This is a genomic window from Pseudomonas kielensis (assembly GCF_014236655.1).
In the GTDB taxonomy this organism is placed as follows: Bacteria; Pseudomonadota; Gammaproteobacteria; order Pseudomonadales; family Pseudomonadaceae; genus Aquipseudomonas; species Aquipseudomonas kielensis.
In genome coordinates, this window is sequence record NZ_JACMYG010000021.1 from 1 (window position 1) to 19,328 (window position 19,328).

Here is a 19,328-nt window from a genome sequence, read left to right on the forward strand (position 1 = left end):
TATTTCTTGCGGCCAAAGGTCAAGCGGGACGGCTTAACTGATCGGCATTAGCCCTAGTGGCCGGTTTTTTTGGGGCGAGAACAACCTGCGACCGATCAGTCGTTGAAGTCTTCCCAGCCACCCATTTGCTTCCAGCGGTTGACGATGCCGCAGAACAGATCAGCGGTCTTCTCGGTGTCGTAGCGAGCCGAGTGGGCCTCGCGACCGTCGAAGTCGATGTCTGCTGCCTGGCAAGCCTTGGCCAGCACGGTTTGACCGTAGGCCAGACCCGCCAGTGTCGCGGTGTCGAAGCTGGAGAACGGGTGGAACGGGTTGCGCTTCATGTCCAGGCGCGCCACGGCGGCATTGAGGAAGCCCAAATCGAAACTGCTGTTGTGGCCGACCAGGATCGCCCGTTTGCAGCCATTGGCTTTCAACGCCTTGCGCACACCGCGGAAGATGTCGGTCAGGGCCGTCTCTTCGCTTACGGCCATGCGCAGCGGATGATCGAGCTTGATGCCGGTGAACTCCAGCGCCGCCGCTTCGATGTTGGCGCCTTCGAACGGCTCTACACGGAAGAAGTAGGTGTGGTCCGGGAACACAAAACCCTTTTCGTCCATGGCGATGGTCGTCGCGGCGATTTCCAGCAGGGCGTCAGTGGCACAGTTGAAACCACCGGTTTCAACGTCAACGACGACTGGCAGATATCCCCGAAACCTGGCTGCCATCGGGTGACGTGAGCCGCCACCGCCTTGACCTTCCTGTTCGTCGTCGTAATGGTCTTCACTCACGCGTGTTCCTCCAGCAGGCGCCAGCGCAGTTTTTCACCGGCGCGCAGCGGGATGACAGTCAGCTCGCCGAACGGCAGGCTGGTTGGGGCGGTCCACTCTTCGCGGACCAGGGTAATGCGATCGGTGTTTGCCGGCAGGCCGTAGAAACGCGGGCCGTTGAGGCTGGCGAAGGCTTCGAGCTTGTCCAGCGCATTACGCTGTTCAAACGCCTCGGCGTACAGCTCGATCGCGGCATAGGCGGTGTAGCAGCCGGCACAACCACAGGCGGCTTCCTTGGCGTGCTGGGCATGGGGAGCCGAGTCGGTACCGAGGAAGAACTTTTCACTGCCACTGGTCGCGGCATCCAGCAGGGCGACCTGGTGGGTGTTGCGCTTGAGGATCGGCAGGCAGTAGAAGTGCGGGCGAATCCCGCCAACCAGCATGTGATTGCGGTTGTACAGCAGGTGGTGCGCGGTGATGGTGGCGCCCACGTTGGCCGAGGCCTCGTTGACGAACTGCACGGCATCGCTGGTGGTGATGTGTTCGAACACCACCTTGAGCGTAGGAAAACGCTCGACGAGCCGACGCATGTGCTCGTCGATGAAGATTTTCTCGCGATCGAAGACATCGACGTCGCCGCGGGTGATTTCACCGTGGATCAGCAAGGGCATCCCGACTTCGGCCATGGCCTCGATCGCTGGGAAGATCTTGTCGATGCTGGTGACACCGGAGTCCGAGTTGGTTGTCGCGCCGGCCGGATACAACTTGGCGGCGTGCACGAAACCGCTGGCCTTGGCGGTGCGGATTTCGTCCGCGGTGGTGCGGTCGGTCAGGTAGAGCACCATCAGCGGTTCAAAGCGGCTGCCGGCCGGGCGCACAGCGAGAATGCGCTGGCGGTAGGCGTCGGCTTCAGCGGCATTGCGCACCGGTGGTACCAGGTTGGGCATGATGATCGCGCGACCAAAGGTGCGCGCGACATCCGCGACAGTATTGGGCAACGCAGCACCATCGCGAAGATGAATATGCCAGTCGTCGGGACGCAGCAGGGTCAGGCGGTCGGACATTGGGGATTCCAGGCGGGTCAAACTCATGGGAATGCTACCGGAAAAGACTCTTGCAGGCACTCGCTATCAAGTTTTGTCGGACGTAACCGATATCACCAAGGTATGCCGTAAACATGTGTATCGGTCTTTTTGTTGCAGAAGTCAGTGGAGCCTCCCGTGCGCCAGCGTTATCTAGCCTTGCTCAGTGTGTTCGCCAGCCTTCCTGCCATGGCACTCACTTTCCAGACGCGCCTGGAGAGCACTGAGTGGAAGGTCGAGGGTGACAAGTTCGAATGCCGCCTGACCCAACCGATCACCGATTTCGGTACGGGCGAGTTCGTGCGGCGGGCGGGCGAGCAGGCCACCTTTCGCTTGAAAGCCTATAACCCGATGCTGACCGGTGGCTCGGCGACCTTGCTGGCGGCGGCGGCACCCTGGCAGCCCGGGCGTGGCGACATCAACCTGGGGTCGGTCAGGCTAGGCAGTGGCGAGGTGTTGTTCAACAGTTCGCAGATGCAGGCCGGTCGCCTGATCGGTGGCTTGCTGGAGGGCCGCAGTCCGTTGATCCGGCATTCCGCGCCTGACGGCCGGGTGTCGGAAGTGCGCTTGCTGCCCGTCAGTTTCAGCAAGTCCTACGCTGATTACCAGGGCTGCGTGGCCAAGTTGCTACCGATGAACTACGAGCAGGTGAAGCAGGCCGCGGTGGGTTTCCCAGGGGGCGGAATCGAACTCGATGCCCAGGCGAAAAGCCGCTTGCAGGCCATGCTGAGCTTCATGAAGGCTGATCCGACGGTCAATCACATTCAAATTGACGGCCATTCCGATAACAGCGGCAATCGCCTGACCAACCGTGACTTGTCGCGGCGCAGGGCCCTGGCCGTGATGGATTACCTCAAGGCCAACGGGGTCCAGGAGTCACAGGTGACCCTGCGTTTTCACGGTGAGCGATATCCCGTGGCCCCCAATAGCAGTGCCGCCAACCGGGCCAAAAACCGTCGAGTCAGCGTGCAACTCGAGCGACTCGAACCTGCGGCCGATCCTGCCCCTAAAGTCAGCTCTGCGGGCGGCGCGGCAGCGACTTCCTGATCCCGTCGAAATCGTCGCCCGTTCGACATAATCTGTCGCTTCGTCGTCATAAGCTGTCGCGCCTCTGTAATTTCTCCGCTCGCAGCGTTAGACTTATCGGCTTTCCGTAGAACCCCGTGGAGTGATGGCATGGCGGACGTAAACAAGGTCGTTCTGGCGTATTCCGGCGGCCTGGACACTTCGGTGATCCTCAAGTGGCTGCAGGATACTTATAACTGTGAAGTGGTGACATTCACCGCTGACCTGGGTCAAGGCGAAGAGGTCGAACCGGCTCGCGCCAAGGCACAAGCCATGGGCGTCAAAGAAATCTACATCGACGATCTGCGCGAAGAATTCGTGCGTGATTTCGTGTTCCCGATGTTCCGTGCCAATACCGTCTACGAAGGCGAGTACCTGCTGGGTACTTCCATCGCACGTCCGTTGATCGCCAAGCGCCTGATCGAAATCGCCAATGAAACCGGTGCTGACGCCATTTCCCACGGCGCCACCGGCAAAGGTAACGACCAGGTTCGTTTTGAGCTGGGGGCCTATGCCCTCAAGCCAGGGGTAAAAGTCATTGCTCCATGGCGTGAGTGGGACCTGCTGTCCCGCGAGAAGCTGATGGACTACGCCGAGAAGCACGCGATCCCGATCGAGCGCCACGGCAAGAAGAAATCCCCGTACTCGATGGACGCCAACCTGCTGCACATCTCCTATGAAGGCGGCGTGCTGGAAGATACCTGGACCGAGCACGAAGAAGACATGTGGAAATGGACCGTCTCCCCGGAGAACGCTCCAGACAAACCGCAGTACCTGGAACTGACCTACCGCAACGGCGACATCGTTGCACTGGACGGCGTCGAAATGACCCCGGCCACCGTGCTGGCGACCCTCAACCGTATCGGTGGCGAACACGGTATCGGTCGTCTCGACATCGTCGAGAACCGTTATGTGGGCATGAAGTCCCGTGGCTGCTACGAAACCCCAGGCGGCACCATCATGCTGCGCGCTCACAGGGCGATCGAATCGATCACCCTGGACCGCGAAGTGGCTCACCTCAAAGACGAGTTGATGCCCAAGTACGCCAGCCTGATCTACACCGGCTACTGGTGGAGTCCTGAGCGTCTGATGCTGCAACAGATGATCGATGCTTCTCAGGTACACGTGAATGGCGTGGTTCGCCTGAAGCTGTACAAGGGCAACGTGATCGTTACCGGTCGCAAGTCCGACGAGTCGTTGTTCGACGCCAATATCGCTACCTTCGAAGAAGATGGCGGCGCTTACAACCAGGCAGATGCAGCGGGCTTCATCAAGCTCAACGCCCTGCGTATGCGCATTGCTGCCAACAAGGGTCGCAAGTTGTTCTGATGCTGTTGCGCTGAGCAACCGTTGTGCGCCCGCTTGAGGCGGGTGCACAACGGGCGCGACGTATTCTGTGGGCCTCGATGGCCAAACGCTAATCTGTCACCCGGGCAGTAGCGCCGTTATCTGCAATTGCACCAGTTCCTCCCTCCTGTTGTTCCTGCCTCGTTGAAAAACCATCCAGCCGGTCTGTCACTGCATCAAGACGCCAATCAGTCTTGCGCAACAACAGTCATTGCCTGCGTGCTCACGTTATAGAACAAGCACACAGAATCCTGAGCATTGAGTGCTTTGACATCGGACTTCTTCAACTTTTCATTGAGCAGTGGCTCCGACTCCTGGCACGTCAGCAGCATTGTCAGTCTGGGTTGGCTAGGCCGGGGTTGATCGAGCTTCTCCATCAACTGACAGGTGTCCTTTTTCTTGCGGATCCACCGGGCATCGACAATACGTATGTAGTGCACCGAGACGGGCAGGGGCAACTGCTGTTGAGGGCACAGGTGGTTGATGAAGGTGATGCCAGGGGGCGGGTCCTGGGTGCTGGGAAGCAGGTAGTCAGGCTTGGTTTTTACCGCCCCAGGGCTCTTTCGCGGGTCTGTGCGTGCGGCGTTTAGCTTTTTTGCCTGGGCCGTGGCAGAAGCGGATTTTTTCTCGCCCCGCGTGGTGTCATCGATCACCTTCAAAAACTGCTTGCTCTTCTGGAAGTCCGAAGGTGCATACAGGGATTTATAGTTGAAGTTGAGGGTGATAAAAAACAGAAACAGCAGGTAGAAGGGGAAGCTGATTAAAAACCATATATATACTTCCCGGTCATCCTCATCGAGGAAAGGCAATGACACCGCAGCGGAAGTTTCGGACAGTGCTGCGAAGATCGCAATGATTGTCATGGGGTTGGCGATTTTTTTCTGGAATACTTTCATGCTGGTTACTCGATTGATATTTGAAGGGCTTTCGATGACGGTGTTAAGAGGCAGCCCGTCTATGTCGTGCCATAATTTCTGTGGGGAGCGTTGGGTGCAATAAAACTTAATGGGGTTCGTTGTTTAATGTTGTTGCTGGATGTCTTCTTAGTGTTGGTTGGTTTGAGTGTTTGTTGGTTTTTATGCCGTGGGGCGAAAATTTTGCCGAGATAAAGTCATTCATCAGGTGCTGTTCGCTAGGTTTGGGTTGTTGTTATTTGAATAGAGTCTGGCGAAAAAAAGACGCAGTTGTATCCTAAATATTAGTTCGATTTTCTCTCCTTGTCATGGGCGAAAATGCGTAATTAGTGCAGGGCGCATGGTGGTCTTAAACTTTAAGAGACATTGTTTTTTGTGAATTCCTGTAGGATTAATCCTTGATATTTGTAGGGACTGTCTCTCGGTGGGGGTGCTTGGCCCGGGCAGCATCCCAAGGTCGAAACGACTAGGCTATTGTGCGGGCTCTAAAAATTCGAACAGCGAAAATTGGACTTGCCCATGAATAAAGTGCTGATCGTGGATGATCACCCCGTCATTCGACTTGCTGTACGCATGCTAATGGAGCGTCATGGCTACGAAGTTATTGCTGAAACGGACAATGGCGTGGATGCATTGCAACTTGCCCGTGAACACATGCCGGATATCGTCATACTGGATATAGGTATTCCCAAACTGGATGGTCTGGAAGTCATTGCGCGTTTGAATTCGATGAGCTTTTCCGTGAAAGTACTGGTGCTGACCTCACAGACACCCGGGCATTTTTCGATGCGTTGCATGCAGGCGGGGGCATTTGGTTATGTCTGCAAACAGCAGGAACTCACCGAACTACTCAGCGCTATCAAGGCGGTGTTGTCCGGCTACAGTTACTTTCCGAATCAGGCATTGCACTCAGTCCGCTCGTCGCTGGGCAATAGCAGTGAGTCGGATATGGTAGAGCGCTTGTCCGGAAGAGAGATGATGGTGTTGCAGCAATTGGCCCGGGGCAAGACCAACAAGGAAATAGCCGATGGCATGTTTCTCAGCAATAAAACCGTCAGTACTTACAAAACTCGGCTTCTGCTCAAGCTGAACGCTCGCTCGCTGGTCGATCTGATTGAGCTGGCCCAGCGAAATGGCCTGGTCTGAAGTGCGAGGGTACAAGGCGGCTAGCCCTGCATTTCGCCAGTGGAGTTCTTTGGGGGGGTGGATCGCTAAATGACAAAAGCCTCCACGGTGGGAGGCTTCAGCGGTCAGAGGTCAAAGTCGTAATCGGCCAACTGCTTTTGCAGACGTCGCTCCTCGAGGAGATTATCGATGGTGCGGCGCTTGTTCAGGTTGGTCTTTGCGACCTCCACCATAGGCTCTGCATCATCGGTCTCGACAGGGGCGAAGTCGTCTTCTACGTCCAGTTGTTCTTTGCCAGTACTCATAAGGTTAACTCCAGGCTAAGAGAGCCATTGGCGCCTCTTATATCGACAATCTCCTGGCGGGTAAAAAAGATTTTTTCAATCGATAAATCAATAAAACCAATAGCGCCTCAATCGTCGGAGGTTTTTTGCTTGAATTCGCACAGGTCTTCGATCCTGCAGCTGCCACACCGAGGCTTGCGTGCCAGGCACACATAACGGCCATGCAAGATTAACCAGTGGTGGGAGTCGAGGAGAAATGGCTTGGGCACAAATTTCATCAGCTTGTGTTCGACTTCGACGACATTCTTTCCAGGGGCAAGGCCGGTTCGGTTACTGACCCGGAAAATATGGGTGTCGACGGCCATGGTCAACTGCCGGAAGGCCGTGTTCAGTACCACATTCGCTGTCTTTCTGCCGACGCCTGGCAGCGCCTCAAGCGCTTCGCGGGTTTGCGGCACCTCACCGCCATGCAGCTCCACCAGCATGCGGCACGTCTCGATGACATTCTTCGCCTTGCTGTTGTACAGCCCGATCGTCTTGATGTACTCGGACAAACCCTCGACGCCGAGCGCATGAATCGCCGCCGCAGTGTTAGCCACCGGGAATAGCTTGGCCGTGGCTTTATTGACGCCGACGTCGGTGGATTGCGCAGAGAGGATCACCGCAATCAACAGTTCGAACGGCGATGAATAGGCCAGCTCGGTTTTCGGTTCTGGATTGTCTTCGTGGAACCTGCGGAAAATTTCCAGGCGTTTTGCGGCATTCATGGGCAGAGCAGTTCCTTGCAGGCGTTCAGGGTGTCGGAGAGCGGCCGAGCCAGGCTTGCCTGGCTGCCAGCAACAGTCCCAACAGGATAAACCCGCCGGGGGCGAGGATGGCCAGTCGTACGCTGCCGTCGGCAGCCAGCCATGGCAAATGCCAACTGATCGAGCCGTGCCCCAGCACTTCGCGTAGCAAGCCCAGGGCAATCATCAGGCTGACGAACAGGGCGCACAAACGCAATCGCTCGAGCAGGCGGGGCTCGGTGAAAAAACCGTTGCACTCCAGTACCACGCATTGCAGGGCGATCAACCCGATGTAGAGGCCCAGGTGCTGATACAGCTCAAACGCCCAGGCCTGAGTCGCCAGCGCCACCAGGCTGGTCAGGGTGGCGGCTATCAACATTGCGGCAGGCAGATGCAAGGGCGCGCTGAGCCAGGCTCGCAACAGACGCATTTTCAACCCATACACAGCGATCACCAGCAGGCACATCAGCGCCAGGCTCAAGGCCGTCAGCAACGTGTCGCTGGCACCGATCAGTGGCGCCAGCATCAAGGCATTCTGCAGGGTCGAGGTCTTGTTCATTGCTCGCGGCCCATCAGTTGTGGCTGGTGTTCATCGAAGTAGCGCAGGGCATCGTGGGTCGCACTGATCACCGCTCGTGAGGTGATGGTCGCGCCGGCCAACTGGTCGAACTCGCCCTGGTCCTTTTTCAGGGCCCAGCCGCTGTCGCCCGGATCTCCCCGCGACTTGCCGATGAAACCCGCCAGCCAAGGGTTGGGGTGGGCGGCGATCCTGGCTCCCAGCCCCGGGGTTTCCCCTTGCTTGAGGGTTTTGATTCCCAGCAGTTTGCCCTGGCTATCGATCACCATCAGCAGGTCGATGGCGCCTTCATAGCCTGTGACCCGACTGAGCAAAATGATCGCTGTGGGCTTGGCGCCGAGGTTCGCCCGGTAGCCACCCAGCAGTGTGCTGTTGGCCAGGACCACGCCCTTGAGCGCCAGTGGCTGGTCCAGCGGCTGATTGTCGTAGCTGTCCGCCGGTAGCATGTCCAACAGGTTGCGGCTCTCGATCAGCCGCTGTTCGGTGTCAATGCGCGGCGCCAGGCCCTCTTGCACCAGGTAGATGGCGCCCGCACAGAAGATGGCGATGATCACCAGGCTCAGGACGCTGAGGCTGCGGTTCATGATGCCGGCTCCGGTTGCGCTGCACAGAGGCGCTCAAGGGCTGGCACGCAGAGGTTCATCAGCAGCACTGCAAACGCCACGCCGTCGGGGTACCCGCCCCAGGTTCGGATCAGGTACGTCAACAGGCCCACGCCGACCCCGAACAGCAGGCGCGCCTTGGGACTCTTGGCCCCGGACACCGGTTCGGTGACGATAAAAAAGGCGCCGAGCATGGTGGCACCGCTCAGCAGGTGAAACAGCGGCGAACCGTGGGAGTCGGACCCCGAGCCGTTCCAGCACAACAGGCTGATGACGAACAGGCTGCCGAGCATCCCCACCGGTGCGTGCCAGCTGAATACCCGCTGCTGCAACAGAAAGGCGCCGCCGGCGAGAAATGCCAGGCTCACCCACTCAATCCCCTTGCCACCCAACTGCCCAAACGCTGGGTTGGCGGCGAACAGTTCGTCGATGGTCAGGCTTTTATTGATTCGCAGGCTGTCCAGGGCCGTGGCCTGGGCCCAGGCGTCCGGTTGTGCGGATGCGCCGAAGCCGAAAATCTGCTGCAGGCCGCCCTGCAGGCTCAGTCCGTGGCTGGGCCAGTGGGTCATCTGTTGCGGGAAGCACACCAGCACCAGGGCGAAGCCGAGCATGGCCGGGTTGAACGGGTTTTTGCCCACGCCGCCGTACAGGTGTTTGCCGAACAGCATTGCCCCGGCTGCCGCGCTCACCGTCAACCACCAGGGGCAGTAGGCGGGCAGTGCCAGTGCCAGCAGGGTGGCGCTGACCAGAGCACTGCCGTCACTCAGGGCCGGCTTGACCGGGTAGCCGCGCAGCCGCAGCACCGCGGCTTCCACTGCCAGCGCGCTGGTACACGCCAAGAGCAGATTGAACAACACGCCCCAACCGCTAAACCACAGCAACAGCAGGATGCCCGGCACGGTGGCCAGCAGCACGCGCTGCATCGCCTGTTGCAGGCGATCGTCAACGGGTTCAAGGGGCGACATAGTCGCTCACCTGGCGCTCGGCCTCCTTGAGCCTGGTGCGCGCCTGGCTCAAGAGTTCTGCCGGTGCCTGCGCCTGTCGCTGCAGCTTGCTCACTTCGGCGCGGGCATAGGCCAGTTCAGTCTTGAGTTGTCGCAGCTGACTGTCGATCGGGCGTTTTTCCCGGAGCACCAATTGCGGTGGCGGTTTGTCGCTGGCGTCCTCGGCGGCGTGCAAGGCTTGCTCAGCCAGTTCCAGCGCTGCGCCCAGGGCCGCCAGTTGCTCGGCAGGCGCAGCACTGGCCTGGGCTTTTTTCAGTTCGGCGCGGCGCATCGCCAGCTGGATTTTCGCCCGCTTGAGCTCAGCGTCATTGGCGGGGGGAGCCGGTTGCGGGGGATTGGCCGGAGCGCTGCTTTCAAGCTGTGCCAGGGCTTGTTCGGCCGCTTCGAACTGCTGTTGCAGCACGACCAGTTGAGCTTGCTGTTCGCTGGTCGGCGGATGGCCGAAGGCTTTCAGGGATTTGTGCAGTTGCGCGCGGCTCATCGCCACATCGATCTTGGCTTTTTTCAGGGCCGCATCGGCCGCTGCGGCTTTTTGCGCCTGCACGCGGGCGATGGCGTCCTGCACCGGGTTGGCACCCGTGATGGCCGGTTGTGCGGCTTTGGCGGCCCGTGCCGCGCGCTCGGCCAGCCGTTGCTGTTCTTCGCGCTCCAGCCGGGCATTGCGTTGTTCGAAGCGTTGGCGGGCATGCTCGCGTTTGATGCTGCGCGCTTGAAATTGCTCAGGCGTGAACGCCAGGCCGCCAACGATCGGCAGTACCTGGGCCGAGGGCAGGGGACGCATTTCAATGCAGTCGACCGGGCAGGGGGCTACGCACAAGTCACAGCCGGTGCATTCGTCGATGATCACCGTGTGCATCAGCTTGGCCGCGCCAACAATCGCGTCGATCGGACAGGCCTGGATGCACTTGGTGCAGCCGATGCATTCGGCTTCCCGGATATAGGCAACCTGTGGCGGCGCCGAGCCCCGGCTGACGTCCAGTTGCACGACCGGCAGCTTCAGCAGCTCGGCGAGTGCGGCGATGGTTTCGTCACCGCCCGGCGGGCACTTGTTGATCGCCTCGCCGCTGGCAATGCCTTGGGCATAGGGCTTGCACCCGGGGTGACCACACTTGCCGCATTGGGTCTGGGGCAGGAGGGCGTCGATGCGTTGAATCAGACTCATGTTTTGATCAGTCCACTGAATCCGAGAAATGCCACGGCGATCAATCCGGCGCTGATCAGGTCGATCGGCAAGCCACGAAAGGCCATCGGCACATCGTTGTTGAGGGTGCGCTGGCGCAAGTCGCTGAACAGGCCGAGGACCAGCCAGAAGCCCAATCCGGCGCCCAGGCTCAGGGCCAGGTGCCAGGCCAGGCCCTGGTCGCTGTGCATGCCCATCAGGCTCAGGCCCAGCACGCCGGCATTGCCGAGCAGCAACGGCCAGAGCCCGGAGAACGGTAATTGCGGCAGGGCCCGTGTCAGCCCCCGCAGCAGCATTGAAATAGGCAGCACGCTCAAGGGTAACAACAGCAACAGGTACAGGGCCGTCAGCCCCAGCGGCACCAGCAGCCAATGGTAGGCGGCATAACCCAGGACACCGTTGAGCAGCATCAGGCAGGTGGTACTGATGCCCAGGGCGTGGACCTGGCGCCGTTCTGCCTGCGGGGCGCGAGCGGCTTGCAGCAAGGGATCGACGCCCAGCGGCCACTGCAACACGAAGTTGTTGATCAGGGCAGTGCTGATGAGTGTAAGCAGAAGGTCGGTCATGGCGTGCCGGGTCGAGGGAAAGGCCTGTACATGAAGATTAGGCAGTATCCGGCGGGGCAGATATGAAAATCCCACCGTCGCGGCGTTGCGTGACGGTGGGATCGGTCCAGCCAGGCGGATTACTTGATGCGCTGACCCGGCTTGGCGCCGCTGTCCGGGCTCAACAGGTAGATCTCTGCGCCGCCAGGACCGGCCGCCATGACCATGCCTTCGGAGATACCGAAGCGCATTTTACGTGGCTTGAGGTTGGCGATCATCATGGTCAGGCGACCTTCAAGCTTGGCCGGGTCCGGGTAGGCACTCTTGATGCCCGAGAACACGTTGCGTTGCTCATCACCGATGTCCAGGGTCAGGCGCAGCAGCTTGTCCGCGCCTTCCACGGCTTCGGCCTTGAGGATCAGGGCGACGCGCAGGTCGACGGCGGCAAAGGCGTCGAACTCGATCTCGGCCGACAGTGGGTCCTTGGCCAGCTCACCGTTGCCTTGTGGCGCCGCGCTGCCGGTGTCGGTCTGGCTGGCCGCGAGGTCTTCTTTCGAAGCGTCGGTCATGGCCTGGACCTTGACCGGGTCGATCCGGGTCATCAGTGGCTTGAACTCGTTCAACTGATGGTTGGCGAGCAAGGTCGCGTGGTCGTTCCAGGTCAGCGGTGCGACGTTGAGGAACGCCTCCGCGTCGGCGGCCAGCAGCGGCAGCACCGGCTTGAGGAAGATCACCAGTTGGCGGAACAGGTTGACGCCAGTGGCGCAGATCGCCTGGACTTCTTCCTGCTTGCCTTCCTGTTTGTTCAGCGACCACGGCGCCTTGTCGGCGATCCAGGCGTTGGCACGGTCGGCCAGGCCCATGATTTCGCGCATGGCGCGGGCGAAGTCGCGGGCTTCATAAGCGTCGGCGATGCTGGGCGCAGCGGCCAGGAAGGCCTCGGTCAGCTCCGGCGCGGCGTTGGTGTCGACCAGCACGCCGGCATTGCCTTTGTGGATGAAACCGGCGCAGCGGCTGGCAATGTTGACGACTTTGCCGACCAGGTCCGAGTTGACCTTCTGCACGAAGTCTTCCAGGTTCAGGTCCAGGTCGTCGACGCCACGGCCCAGCTTGGACGCGTAGTAGTAACGCAGGTACTCCGGCGACAGGTGGTCCAGGTAGGTGCGGGCCTTGATGAAGGTGCCGCGCGATTTCGACATTTTCTGGCCGTTGACGGTCAGGTAGCCGTGCACGTTGATCCCGGTCGGCTTGCGGTAGCCCGCGCCCTCGAGCATGGCTGGCCAGAACAGGGCGTGGAAGTTGACGATGTCCTTGCCGATGAAATGGTACAGCTCGGCGCTGGAGTCCTTGGCCCAGTACGCGTCGAAGTCCAGCTCGGGACGACGGGCACACAGGTTCTTGAAGCTCGCCATGTAGCCGATGGGGGCATCCAGCCAGACGTAGAAGTACTTGCCTGGCTCGTCCGGGATCTCGAAGCCGAAGTACGGTGCGTCGCGGGAGATGTCCCACTGTTGCAGGCCGACATCCAGCCATTCGGCGATCTTGTTCGCTACGGCGTCCTGCAGGGTGCCGCTGCGGGTCCAGGTCTGGAGCATCTGCTGGAAGTCCGGCAGCTTGAAGAAGAAGTGCTGGGAATCCTTGAGCACCGGGGTGGCGCCAGAGATTGCCGACTTCGGATCCTTCAGGTCGGTGGGCGCATAGGTGGCGCCGCATTTTTCGCAGTTGTCGCCGTACTGGTCTTCGGTGCCGCATTTCGGGCAGGTGCCCTTGATGAAGCGGTCGGCCAGGAACATTTGTTTTTCCGGGTCGAAATACTGAGTGATCGAACGCGTGGCAATGTGCCCGGCGTCACGCAGCTTGAGGTAGATCTGGCTCGACAGCTCACGGTTTTCTTCGGCGTGAGTGGAGTGGAAATTGTCGAAGTCCACCAGGAAGTCGGCAAAGTCGGCGCTGTGTTCGGCCTGGACGTTGGCGATCAGTTGTTCCGGGGTGATCCCCTCTTTTTCTGCCCGCAGCATGATGGCCGAACCGTGGGCGTCGTCCGCGCAGACGTAAGTGCATTGATGGCCGCGATGCTTCTGGAAGCGCACCCACATATCGGTCTGGATGTACTCAAGCATATGGCCAAGGTGGATTGAACCATTGGCATAGGGCAGGGCGCTGGTGACGAGGATCTTGCGTGGCTCGGACATGGGGCTCGGCTACTTGATGAAACGGAGGTCGGCCACTATAAAGCGCTGGCGCAGAATTTTCACCCCGTGTGGTTGTTTCCTCCGATGATTGAATAAGGGGGGCCGCGAAAAGATCAGAACAGGTAGGATAGTCGCCTGTTTTTCCAGACTTGTTATCGGAGTTGCCCATGAGCGCCGTCAATCGCGCAGCGGTGGAAGCCGTCCTTCGCCAGTACACCGACCCTTACCTGAACCAGGATCCGATCAGCGCCGGTTGCCTGCGCGGCATCGATATCCAGGGTGATCGCGTCAGCGTCCAGCTGGAACTGGGTTACGCCGCCGGCCTGTTCAAGAACGGCTGGGCGCAGATGCTGCAGATGGCGATCGAAGGCCTGGACGGCGTCGCGTCGGCCAAGGTCGAGATCACCACGCGCATTGTCGCGCACAAGGCCCAGGCGCAGATCCCGGGCCTGGCCAACGTCAAGAACGTGGTGGCAGTGGCCTCCGGCAAGGGCGGGGTGGGCAAGTCCACCACGGCCGCTAACCTGGCGCTGGCCCTGGCCCGTGAAGGCGCCCGGGTCGGGATTCTCGATGCCGATATCTACGGCCCGAGCCAAGGCATCATGTTCGGCATCGCCGAGGGCACCCGGCCCAAGGTCAAGGACCAGAAATGGTTCGTACCGATCGAGTCCCATGGGGTCGAGGTGATGTCCATGGCATTCCTCACCGATGACAACACACCGATGGTCTGGCGCGGGCCGATGGTCTCCGGTGCCCTGTTGCAGTTGGTCACCCAGACCGCCTGGGGCGACCTGGACTACCTGGTGATCGACATGCCGCCAGGCACCGGCGACATTCAGCTGACCCTGGCGCAGAAAGTCCCGGTGGCCGGCGCGGTCATCGTTACCACCCCGCAAGACCTGGCATTGCTGGACGCGCGCAAGGGCGTGGAAATGTTCCGCAAGGTCAACATTCCGGTGCTGGGCGTGGTGGAAAACATGGCCGTGCACATCTGCTCCAACTGCGGCCATGCCGAGCATCTGTTCGGTGAGGGGGGCGGCGTGAAGCTGGCCAACCAATATGGCGTCGAGCTGCTGGCCTCGTTGCCGCTGGCGATGGCCATCCGCGAACAGGCTGACGGTGGCAAGCCAACGGTCATCGCCGAGCCGGACAGCCCGATCGCCCTGGTTTACCAGGAACTGGCGCGCCATGTCGGTGCGCGGATCGTCTTGCAGGAAGCCGCGTCCCCGGCGATGCCGAACATCACCATCAGCGACGATTGATTTCCAATAGCTGACACTGCCCCTGTAGGAGCGTGCTTGCTCGCGATGACGGAATAACATATCAACAGATACGTTGACTGAACCACCGCTATCGCGAGCAAGCGGAGCGCCGCCCGGCTCGCTCCCACAATTGTTAATGTCGGGCTTAAATGCGCAACCCGCCATCCATCTCCAGAATCCGCCCGGTGTAATAGTCGTTCTCGAAGATGTAGGCCGCCGAATGGGCGATCTCCTCCGGCTTGCCCATGCGCTTGAGCGGAATGCCGCTGGTCATTTTCTCCAGCGCTTCGGGTTTCATGCCCAGGGTCATTTCGGTTTCGATGAAGCCCGGCGCAATGCCGGCCACTCGGATGCCATAGCGCGCCAGTTCCTTGGCCCAGGTCACGGTCGCCGCCGCGACACCGGCCTTGGCGGCGGAGTAGTTGGTCTGGCCAACGTTGCCGGCGCGGGAAATCGACGAAATGTTGATGATTGCGCCGGATGACTTGAGCTCGATCATCTTCGCCGCCACCTCGCGGGTGCACAGGAACACGCCCGTCAGGTTGACGTCGATCACGGCCTGCCACTGGGCCAGGCTCATTTTGCTCATCTCACCATCCTTGATCTTGAGCAACAGGCCGTCACGCAGGATCCCGGCGTTGTTGATCAAACCGTGGATCGCGCCGAAATCTTCGGCCACCTGGCTCACCATGTGGCACACCTGCTCTTCATTGGCGACGTTGCACAGGTAGGCACGGGCTTCGACACCCTTGGCCTTGCAGGCCGCGACGGCGGCGTCGAGTTTTTCCTGATTGAGGTCGACCAGTGCGAGCTTCGCGCCCTTGCTGGCGAAATACTCGGCCATGGAGCGGCCCAAACCCTGGCAACCGCCAGTGATAATGATTACTTTGTCAGTGAGTTGCATTCGCATGCCCCAATTGCAGGTCGAAGTGGTTTCCTCGTAGGGGGCCTCCCGATCTGCGCCTTGCGTGGCTAGGCTGCACATGAGAATTGCCCCCCGATGGCATCGCTGGAACTTTCTCCAGGAGCCTGTCCGTTTTTTCGACGGATTCTATATAAGGAGTCATAAATTGAGCGTTGAAGCTGCAAAGCATGCCCGAGAATTGCTGCTCAAGGAATACCGTGGAGTGCTCTCGACCCTTTCCAAGGCGATGCCCGGTTTCCCGTTCGGCTCAGTGGTTCCTTACTGCCTGGACGAGCAGGGCCGGCCGCTGATCCTGATCAGCCGGATCGCCCAGCACACCCACAACCTGCAAAAAGACCCGAAGTGCTCGCTGCTGGTGGGCGAGCGTGAGGCCGAGGATGTCCAGGCCGTTGGTCGCCTGACCTACCTGGCTGAAGCGCAAAAGCTCGAGGACCCGGCAGCGATCGAAGCCGCAGCGGGGCGCTACTATCGTTACTTCCCGGACTCGGCCAATTACCACCAGGCCCATGACTTCGACTTCTGGGTGCTCAACCCGGTGCGTCATCGCTACATCGGCGGTTTTGGCGCGATTCACTGGGTCGACCAGTTGACCCTGGCCAACCCATTCGCCGGCAAGGCCGAGGTGAGCATGGTCGAGCACATGAACGCCGATCACGCCAAGGCCATCGCCCATTACGTGGACCTGGCCGGCTTGCCGAAGACCGCACCGGCAGAACTGGCGGGCATCGATACCGAAGGCATGCACCTGCGCATTGGCCAGGCGCTGTACTGGTTGCCGTTCCCACAAGTCTGCAATACGCCGACACAAGTGCGGGAAGCCTTGGTTTTACTGGCTCACGCCGAGCACTGGCCAACAAATACCGCAAGCGAGGCTTGAAATCACGAAACGGCGACGTCATCTAAGGCTTACTTGCAAGGCATTCTTGCGTTGAGGAACCATTTGATGCGCCCTTTCTTGTTGCTCTTTCTGCTGTTTCCGGTGCTGGAGCTGTTCGTATTCGTCAAAGTCAGCGCCGCTATCGGGTTTTTCCCGGCACTGCTGCTGATCATTCTCGGCTCGATGCTCGGCGTGTTCGTGCTGCGTATCGCCGGCCTGGCGACCGCATTGCGGGCCCGTGAAAGCCTGAACCGTGGTGAGTTGCCCGCGCAGACCATGATCGAAGGCTTGATGCTGGCCCTGGGTGGCGGTCTGTTGATCGTGCCGGGTTTTGTCAGCAGCGTGCTGGGCCTGATCATGATGCTGCCGCTGACCCGTCGCCTGCTGGCCAATAAAATGCGCCAGCGCGCCGAAGAACAGGCGATTCGCCAACGTGCCTTCGCCGACGACCTGCAACCGCGTGGCGGTCCGGTTCCGCGTGAGCCCTTGGGCCGCGAGCCGAACGTGATCGAAGGCGAGTTCGAACACCGCGACTCCAAATAACTGCAACATCGACACGGCACCTGCGGGTGCCGTGTGCGTTTTGGCGGGCACTGACGTAAAAAATTTCGCTGTGCTGCCCTTGTAATAAGCTTATGCGCCCTTATGTAACGGTCACCGCAAGGTTTCTGGTGGTGACCACCAGACAGACTTCCGCGACTCGCTCGACGAGCCGCAACCGGCACCGCCGGAAATTAACCCCGCCGGGACTACACCGGCCGCTGAAACTACAATTAGGAGAGATCGACAATGAAGCTTCGTCCTCTGCATGACCGCGTCGTCATCCGTCGCAGCGAAGAAGAAAAGAAAACCGCCGGCGGTATCGTTCTGCCAGGTTCGGCTGCTGAAAAAGCCAACAGTGGCGAGATCCTCGCTGTGGGTACCGGCCGCGTGCTGGACAACGGTGAAGTGCGTGCGCTGGCCGTGAAAGTGGGTGACAAGGTTGTGTTCGGCCCGTACTCGGGCAGCAACACCGTGAAAGTCGACGGCGAAGACCTGCTGGTAATGGCTGAGAACGAGATTCTCGCTGTTATCGAAGGCTAAGACCCCTCGTTCATTTTCCCGCGACTACTCAAGTATTTAAGGAATATCGATCATGGCTGCTAAAGAAGTTAAATTCGGCGATTCCGCCCGTAAGAAAATGCTCGCCGGTGTTAACGTCCTGGCTGACGCAGTAAAAGCGACCCTGGGCCCTAAAGGCCGTAACGTGATCATCGAGAAGAGCTTCGGCGCTCCGACCATCACCAAGGACGGCGTTTCCGTTGCCAAAGAAATCGAGCTGAAAGATCGCTTCGAAAACATGGGCGCGCAACTGGTCAAAGACGTTGCCTCCCGTGCCAACGATGACGCAGGCGACGGCACCACCACCGCTACCGTTCTGGCTCAATCGATCGTCAACGAAGGCCTGAAAGCCGTCGCTGCCGGCATGAACCCGATGGACCTGAAGCGCGGTATCGACAAAGCGACCATCGCGATCGTCAAAGAGCTGAAGTCCCTGTCCAAGCCTTGCGCTGACACCAAGGCCATCGCTCAGGTCGGCACCATCTCGGCCAACTCCGACAGCTCCATCGGCGACATCATTGCCGAAGCCATGGAAAAAGTCGGTAAAGAAGGCGTGATCACCGTTGAAGAAGGCTCGGGCCTGGAAAACGAACTGTCGGTTGTTGAAGGCATGCAGTTCGACCGTGGCTACCTGTCCCCGTACTTCGTCAACAAGCCAGAGACCATGACTGCCGAGCTGGACGGTCCGCTGATCCTGCTGGTCGACAAAAAGATCTCCAACATCCGCGAAATGCTGCCAGTACTGGAAGCCGTTGCCAAAGCCGGCCGTCCTCTGCTGATCGTGGCCGAAGACGTTGAAGGCGAAGCCCTGGCGACTCTGGTTGTGAACAACATGCGTGGCATCGTTAAAGTCGCAGCCGTCAAGGCTCCAGGCTTCGGCGACCGTCGCAAGGCCATGCTGCAGGACATCGCCGTCCTGACCGGCGGTACCGTAATCTCCGAAGAGATCGGTCTGAGCCTGGAAAGCACTACCCTGGAACACCTGGGTAATGCCAAGCGCGTGATCCTGTCCAAAGAAAACACCACCGTGATCGACGGCGCTGGCGTTGAGGCTGACATCCAGGCTCGCGTTCTGCAGATCCGTCAGCAAGTGGCTGACACTTCGTCCGACTACGACCGTGAAAAACTGCAAGAGCGCCTGGCCAAGCTGTCCGGCGGCGTTGCAGTGATCAAGGTTGGCGCTGGCTCCGAAGTTGAAATGAAAGAGAAGAAAGCCCGCGTTGAAGACGCCCTGCACGCTACCCGTGCAGCCGTTGAAGAAGGCGTGGTACCTGGCGGTGGCGTGGCACTGGTTCGTGCCCTGCAAGCCATCAGCGAACTGAAAGGCGACAACGCCGACCAGGACGTTGGTATCGCTCTGCTGCGTCGCGCTGTTGAAGCTCCACTGCGTCAGATCGTTGCCAACTCCGGCGACGAGCCAAGCGTGGTAGTCGACAAGGTCAAGCAAGGCGCGGGTAACTTCGGTTACAACGCAGCGACCGGCGAATACGGCGACATGATCGAAATGGGTATCCTGGACCCGGCCAAAGTGACTCGTTCGGCTCTGCAAGCGGCTTCGTCGATTGCCAGCCTGATGATCACCACCGAAGCCATGATCGCTGAGATCAAGGAAGACGCACCAGCTGGCGGCGGCATGCCAGACATGGGCGGTATGGGCGGCATGGGCGGCATGATGTAAGCCAGCCTTACCCCGTACGAGCTACACCTGTAAA

General features: G+C 59.8%; 19 protein-coding genes and 1 pseudogene. 8 read left to right on the forward strand and 12 right to left on the reverse strand.

Annotated features, from left to right (window positions below):
* Positions 1 to 95: 95 nt before the first annotated feature.
* On the reverse strand, positions 96 to 770 hold the full coding sequence (gene rnt / locus H7995_RS18605) for a ribonuclease T (RefSeq protein WP_095165917.1): 675 nt from the start codon (positions 768 to 770) through the stop codon (positions 96 to 98).
* Positions 767 to 1,813: a dihydroorotase gene (gene pyrC / locus H7995_RS18610; RefSeq protein WP_166592983.1), complete on the reverse strand. Its 1,047-nt coding sequence runs from the start codon at positions 1,811 to 1,813 to the stop codon at positions 767 to 769. Before pyrC ends, rnt begins: the two co-directional genes overlap by 4 nt.
* Positions 1,814 to 1,969: 156 nt before the next feature.
* Between pyrC and H7995_RS18615 the strand changes: the two genes are divergently transcribed.
* Both H7995_RS18615 and H7995_RS18620 read left to right on the forward strand, forming a co-directional pair.
* Entirely contained in the window at positions 1,970 to 2,878 is a 909-nt protein-coding gene (locus H7995_RS18615) for a flagellar protein MotY (RefSeq protein WP_166592968.1), read from the forward strand.
* Between the two features lie 129 nt (positions 2,879 to 3,007).
* Complete coding sequence (locus tag H7995_RS18620; RefSeq protein ID WP_029295244.1) at positions 3,008 to 4,225, forward strand: argininosuccinate synthase; 1,218 nt, start codon at positions 3,008 to 3,010, stop codon at positions 4,223 to 4,225.
* A gap of 206 nt (positions 4,226 to 4,431) precedes the next feature.
* Here H7995_RS18620 and H7995_RS18625 read toward each other — a convergent pair whose 3' ends face one another.
* Entirely contained in the window at positions 4,432 to 5,139 is a 708-nt protein-coding gene (locus H7995_RS18625; RefSeq protein ID WP_166592969.1) for a hypothetical protein, read from the reverse strand.
* Between the two features lie 537 nt (positions 5,140 to 5,676).
* Between H7995_RS18625 and H7995_RS18630 the strand changes: the two genes are divergently transcribed.
* Complete coding sequence (locus H7995_RS18630) at positions 5,677 to 6,303, forward strand: response regulator transcription factor (protein ID WP_166592970.1); 627 nt, start codon at positions 5,677 to 5,679, stop codon at positions 6,301 to 6,303.
* Positions 6,304 to 6,407: 104 nt separating this feature from the next.
* On the opposite strand, the gene H7995_RS18635 is transcribed toward H7995_RS18630, so the two are convergent.
* From H7995_RS18635 to metG, 8 genes and pseudogenes are all read right to left on the reverse strand, one after another.
* Positions 6,408 to 6,587 (reverse strand): PA3496 family putative envelope integrity protein, encoded by a 180-nt coding sequence (locus H7995_RS18635; protein WP_166592971.1) that lies wholly within the window; start codon positions 6,585 to 6,587, stop codon positions 6,408 to 6,410.
* 107 nt (positions 6,588 to 6,694) lie between these two features.
* Positions 6,695 to 7,333, reverse strand: a complete 639-nt coding sequence (gene nth / locus H7995_RS18640; protein ID WP_166592972.1) for an endonuclease III — start codon at positions 7,331 to 7,333, stop codon at positions 6,695 to 6,697.
* A gap of 25 nt (positions 7,334 to 7,358) precedes the next feature.
* A complete protein-coding gene (locus tag H7995_RS18645; RefSeq protein ID WP_166592973.1) occupies positions 7,359 to 7,910 on the reverse strand; it encodes an Rnf-Nqr domain containing protein in 552 nt (183 codons plus the stop codon).
* On the reverse strand, positions 7,907 to 8,512 hold the full coding sequence (locus H7995_RS18650) for an RnfABCDGE type electron transport complex subunit G (protein ID WP_182342093.1): 606 nt from the start codon (positions 8,510 to 8,512) through the stop codon (positions 7,907 to 7,909). The genes H7995_RS18645 and H7995_RS18650 overlap by 4 nt, the downstream gene beginning before the upstream one ends.
* A complete protein-coding gene (locus tag H7995_RS18655) occupies positions 8,509 to 9,495 on the reverse strand; it encodes an RnfABCDGE type electron transport complex subunit D (RefSeq protein ID WP_185818718.1) in 987 nt (328 codons plus the stop codon). The genes H7995_RS18650 and H7995_RS18655 overlap by 4 nt, the downstream gene beginning before the upstream one ends.
* Before the next feature lie 805 nt (positions 9,496 to 10,300).
* Positions 10,301 to 10,675, reverse strand: a pseudogene (gene rsxB / locus H7995_RS28870) (electron transport complex subunit RsxB); the annotation flags it as partial.
* A gap of 17 nt (positions 10,676 to 10,692) precedes the next feature.
* Positions 10,693 to 11,280 carry an Rnf-Nqr domain containing protein gene (locus H7995_RS18665; RefSeq protein WP_185818720.1) on the reverse strand — a complete coding sequence of 196 codons (588 nt, stop codon included), beginning with the start codon at positions 11,278 to 11,280 and terminating at the stop codon, positions 10,693 to 10,695.
* Positions 11,281 to 11,399: 119 nt separating this feature from the next.
* Positions 11,400 to 13,451, reverse strand: a complete 2,052-nt coding sequence (gene metG / locus H7995_RS18670; protein WP_166592978.1) for a methionine--tRNA ligase — start codon at positions 13,449 to 13,451, stop codon at positions 11,400 to 11,402.
* Positions 13,452 to 13,618: 167 nt separating this feature from the next.
* On the opposite strand from metG, the gene apbC reads away from it, so the two are divergent.
* Positions 13,619 to 14,713, forward strand: coding sequence for an iron-sulfur cluster carrier protein ApbC (gene apbC / locus H7995_RS18675; protein ID WP_166592979.1), 1,095 nt, complete (start codon positions 13,619 to 13,621; stop codon positions 14,711 to 14,713).
* 145 nt (positions 14,714 to 14,858) lie between these two features.
* Here the strand turns inward: apbC and H7995_RS18680 are convergent, their stop codons facing one another.
* Positions 14,859 to 15,617 (reverse strand): SDR family oxidoreductase, encoded by a 759-nt coding sequence (locus tag H7995_RS18680; protein ID WP_166592980.1) that lies wholly within the window; start codon positions 15,615 to 15,617, stop codon positions 14,859 to 14,861.
* A 166-nt stretch (positions 15,618 to 15,783) separates the two neighbouring features.
* On the opposite strand from H7995_RS18680, the gene H7995_RS18685 reads away from it, so the two are divergent.
* The 4 genes from H7995_RS18685 to groL all read left to right on the forward strand — a co-directional run bounded on the left by H7995_RS18685 (position 15,784) and on the right by groL (position 19,294).
* Positions 15,784 to 16,515, forward strand: a complete 732-nt coding sequence (locus tag H7995_RS18685) for a HugZ family pyridoxamine 5'-phosphate oxidase (RefSeq protein ID WP_166592981.1) — start codon at positions 15,784 to 15,786, stop codon at positions 16,513 to 16,515.
* Positions 16,516 to 16,581: 66 nt separating this feature from the next.
* Positions 16,582 to 17,058 (forward strand): FxsA family protein, encoded by a 477-nt coding sequence (locus tag H7995_RS18690; RefSeq protein WP_095165889.1) that lies wholly within the window; start codon positions 16,582 to 16,584, stop codon positions 17,056 to 17,058.
* Positions 17,059 to 17,304: 246 nt separating this feature from the next.
* Complete coding sequence (locus H7995_RS18695) at positions 17,305 to 17,598, forward strand: co-chaperone GroES (RefSeq protein ID WP_019827816.1); 294 nt, start codon at positions 17,305 to 17,307, stop codon at positions 17,596 to 17,598.
* 52 nt (positions 17,599 to 17,650) lie between these two features.
* Positions 17,651 to 19,294 (forward strand): chaperonin GroEL, encoded by a 1,644-nt coding sequence (gene groL, locus H7995_RS18700; RefSeq protein ID WP_166592982.1) that lies wholly within the window; start codon positions 17,651 to 17,653, stop codon positions 19,292 to 19,294.
* Positions 19,295 to 19,328 lie beyond the last annotated feature (34 nt).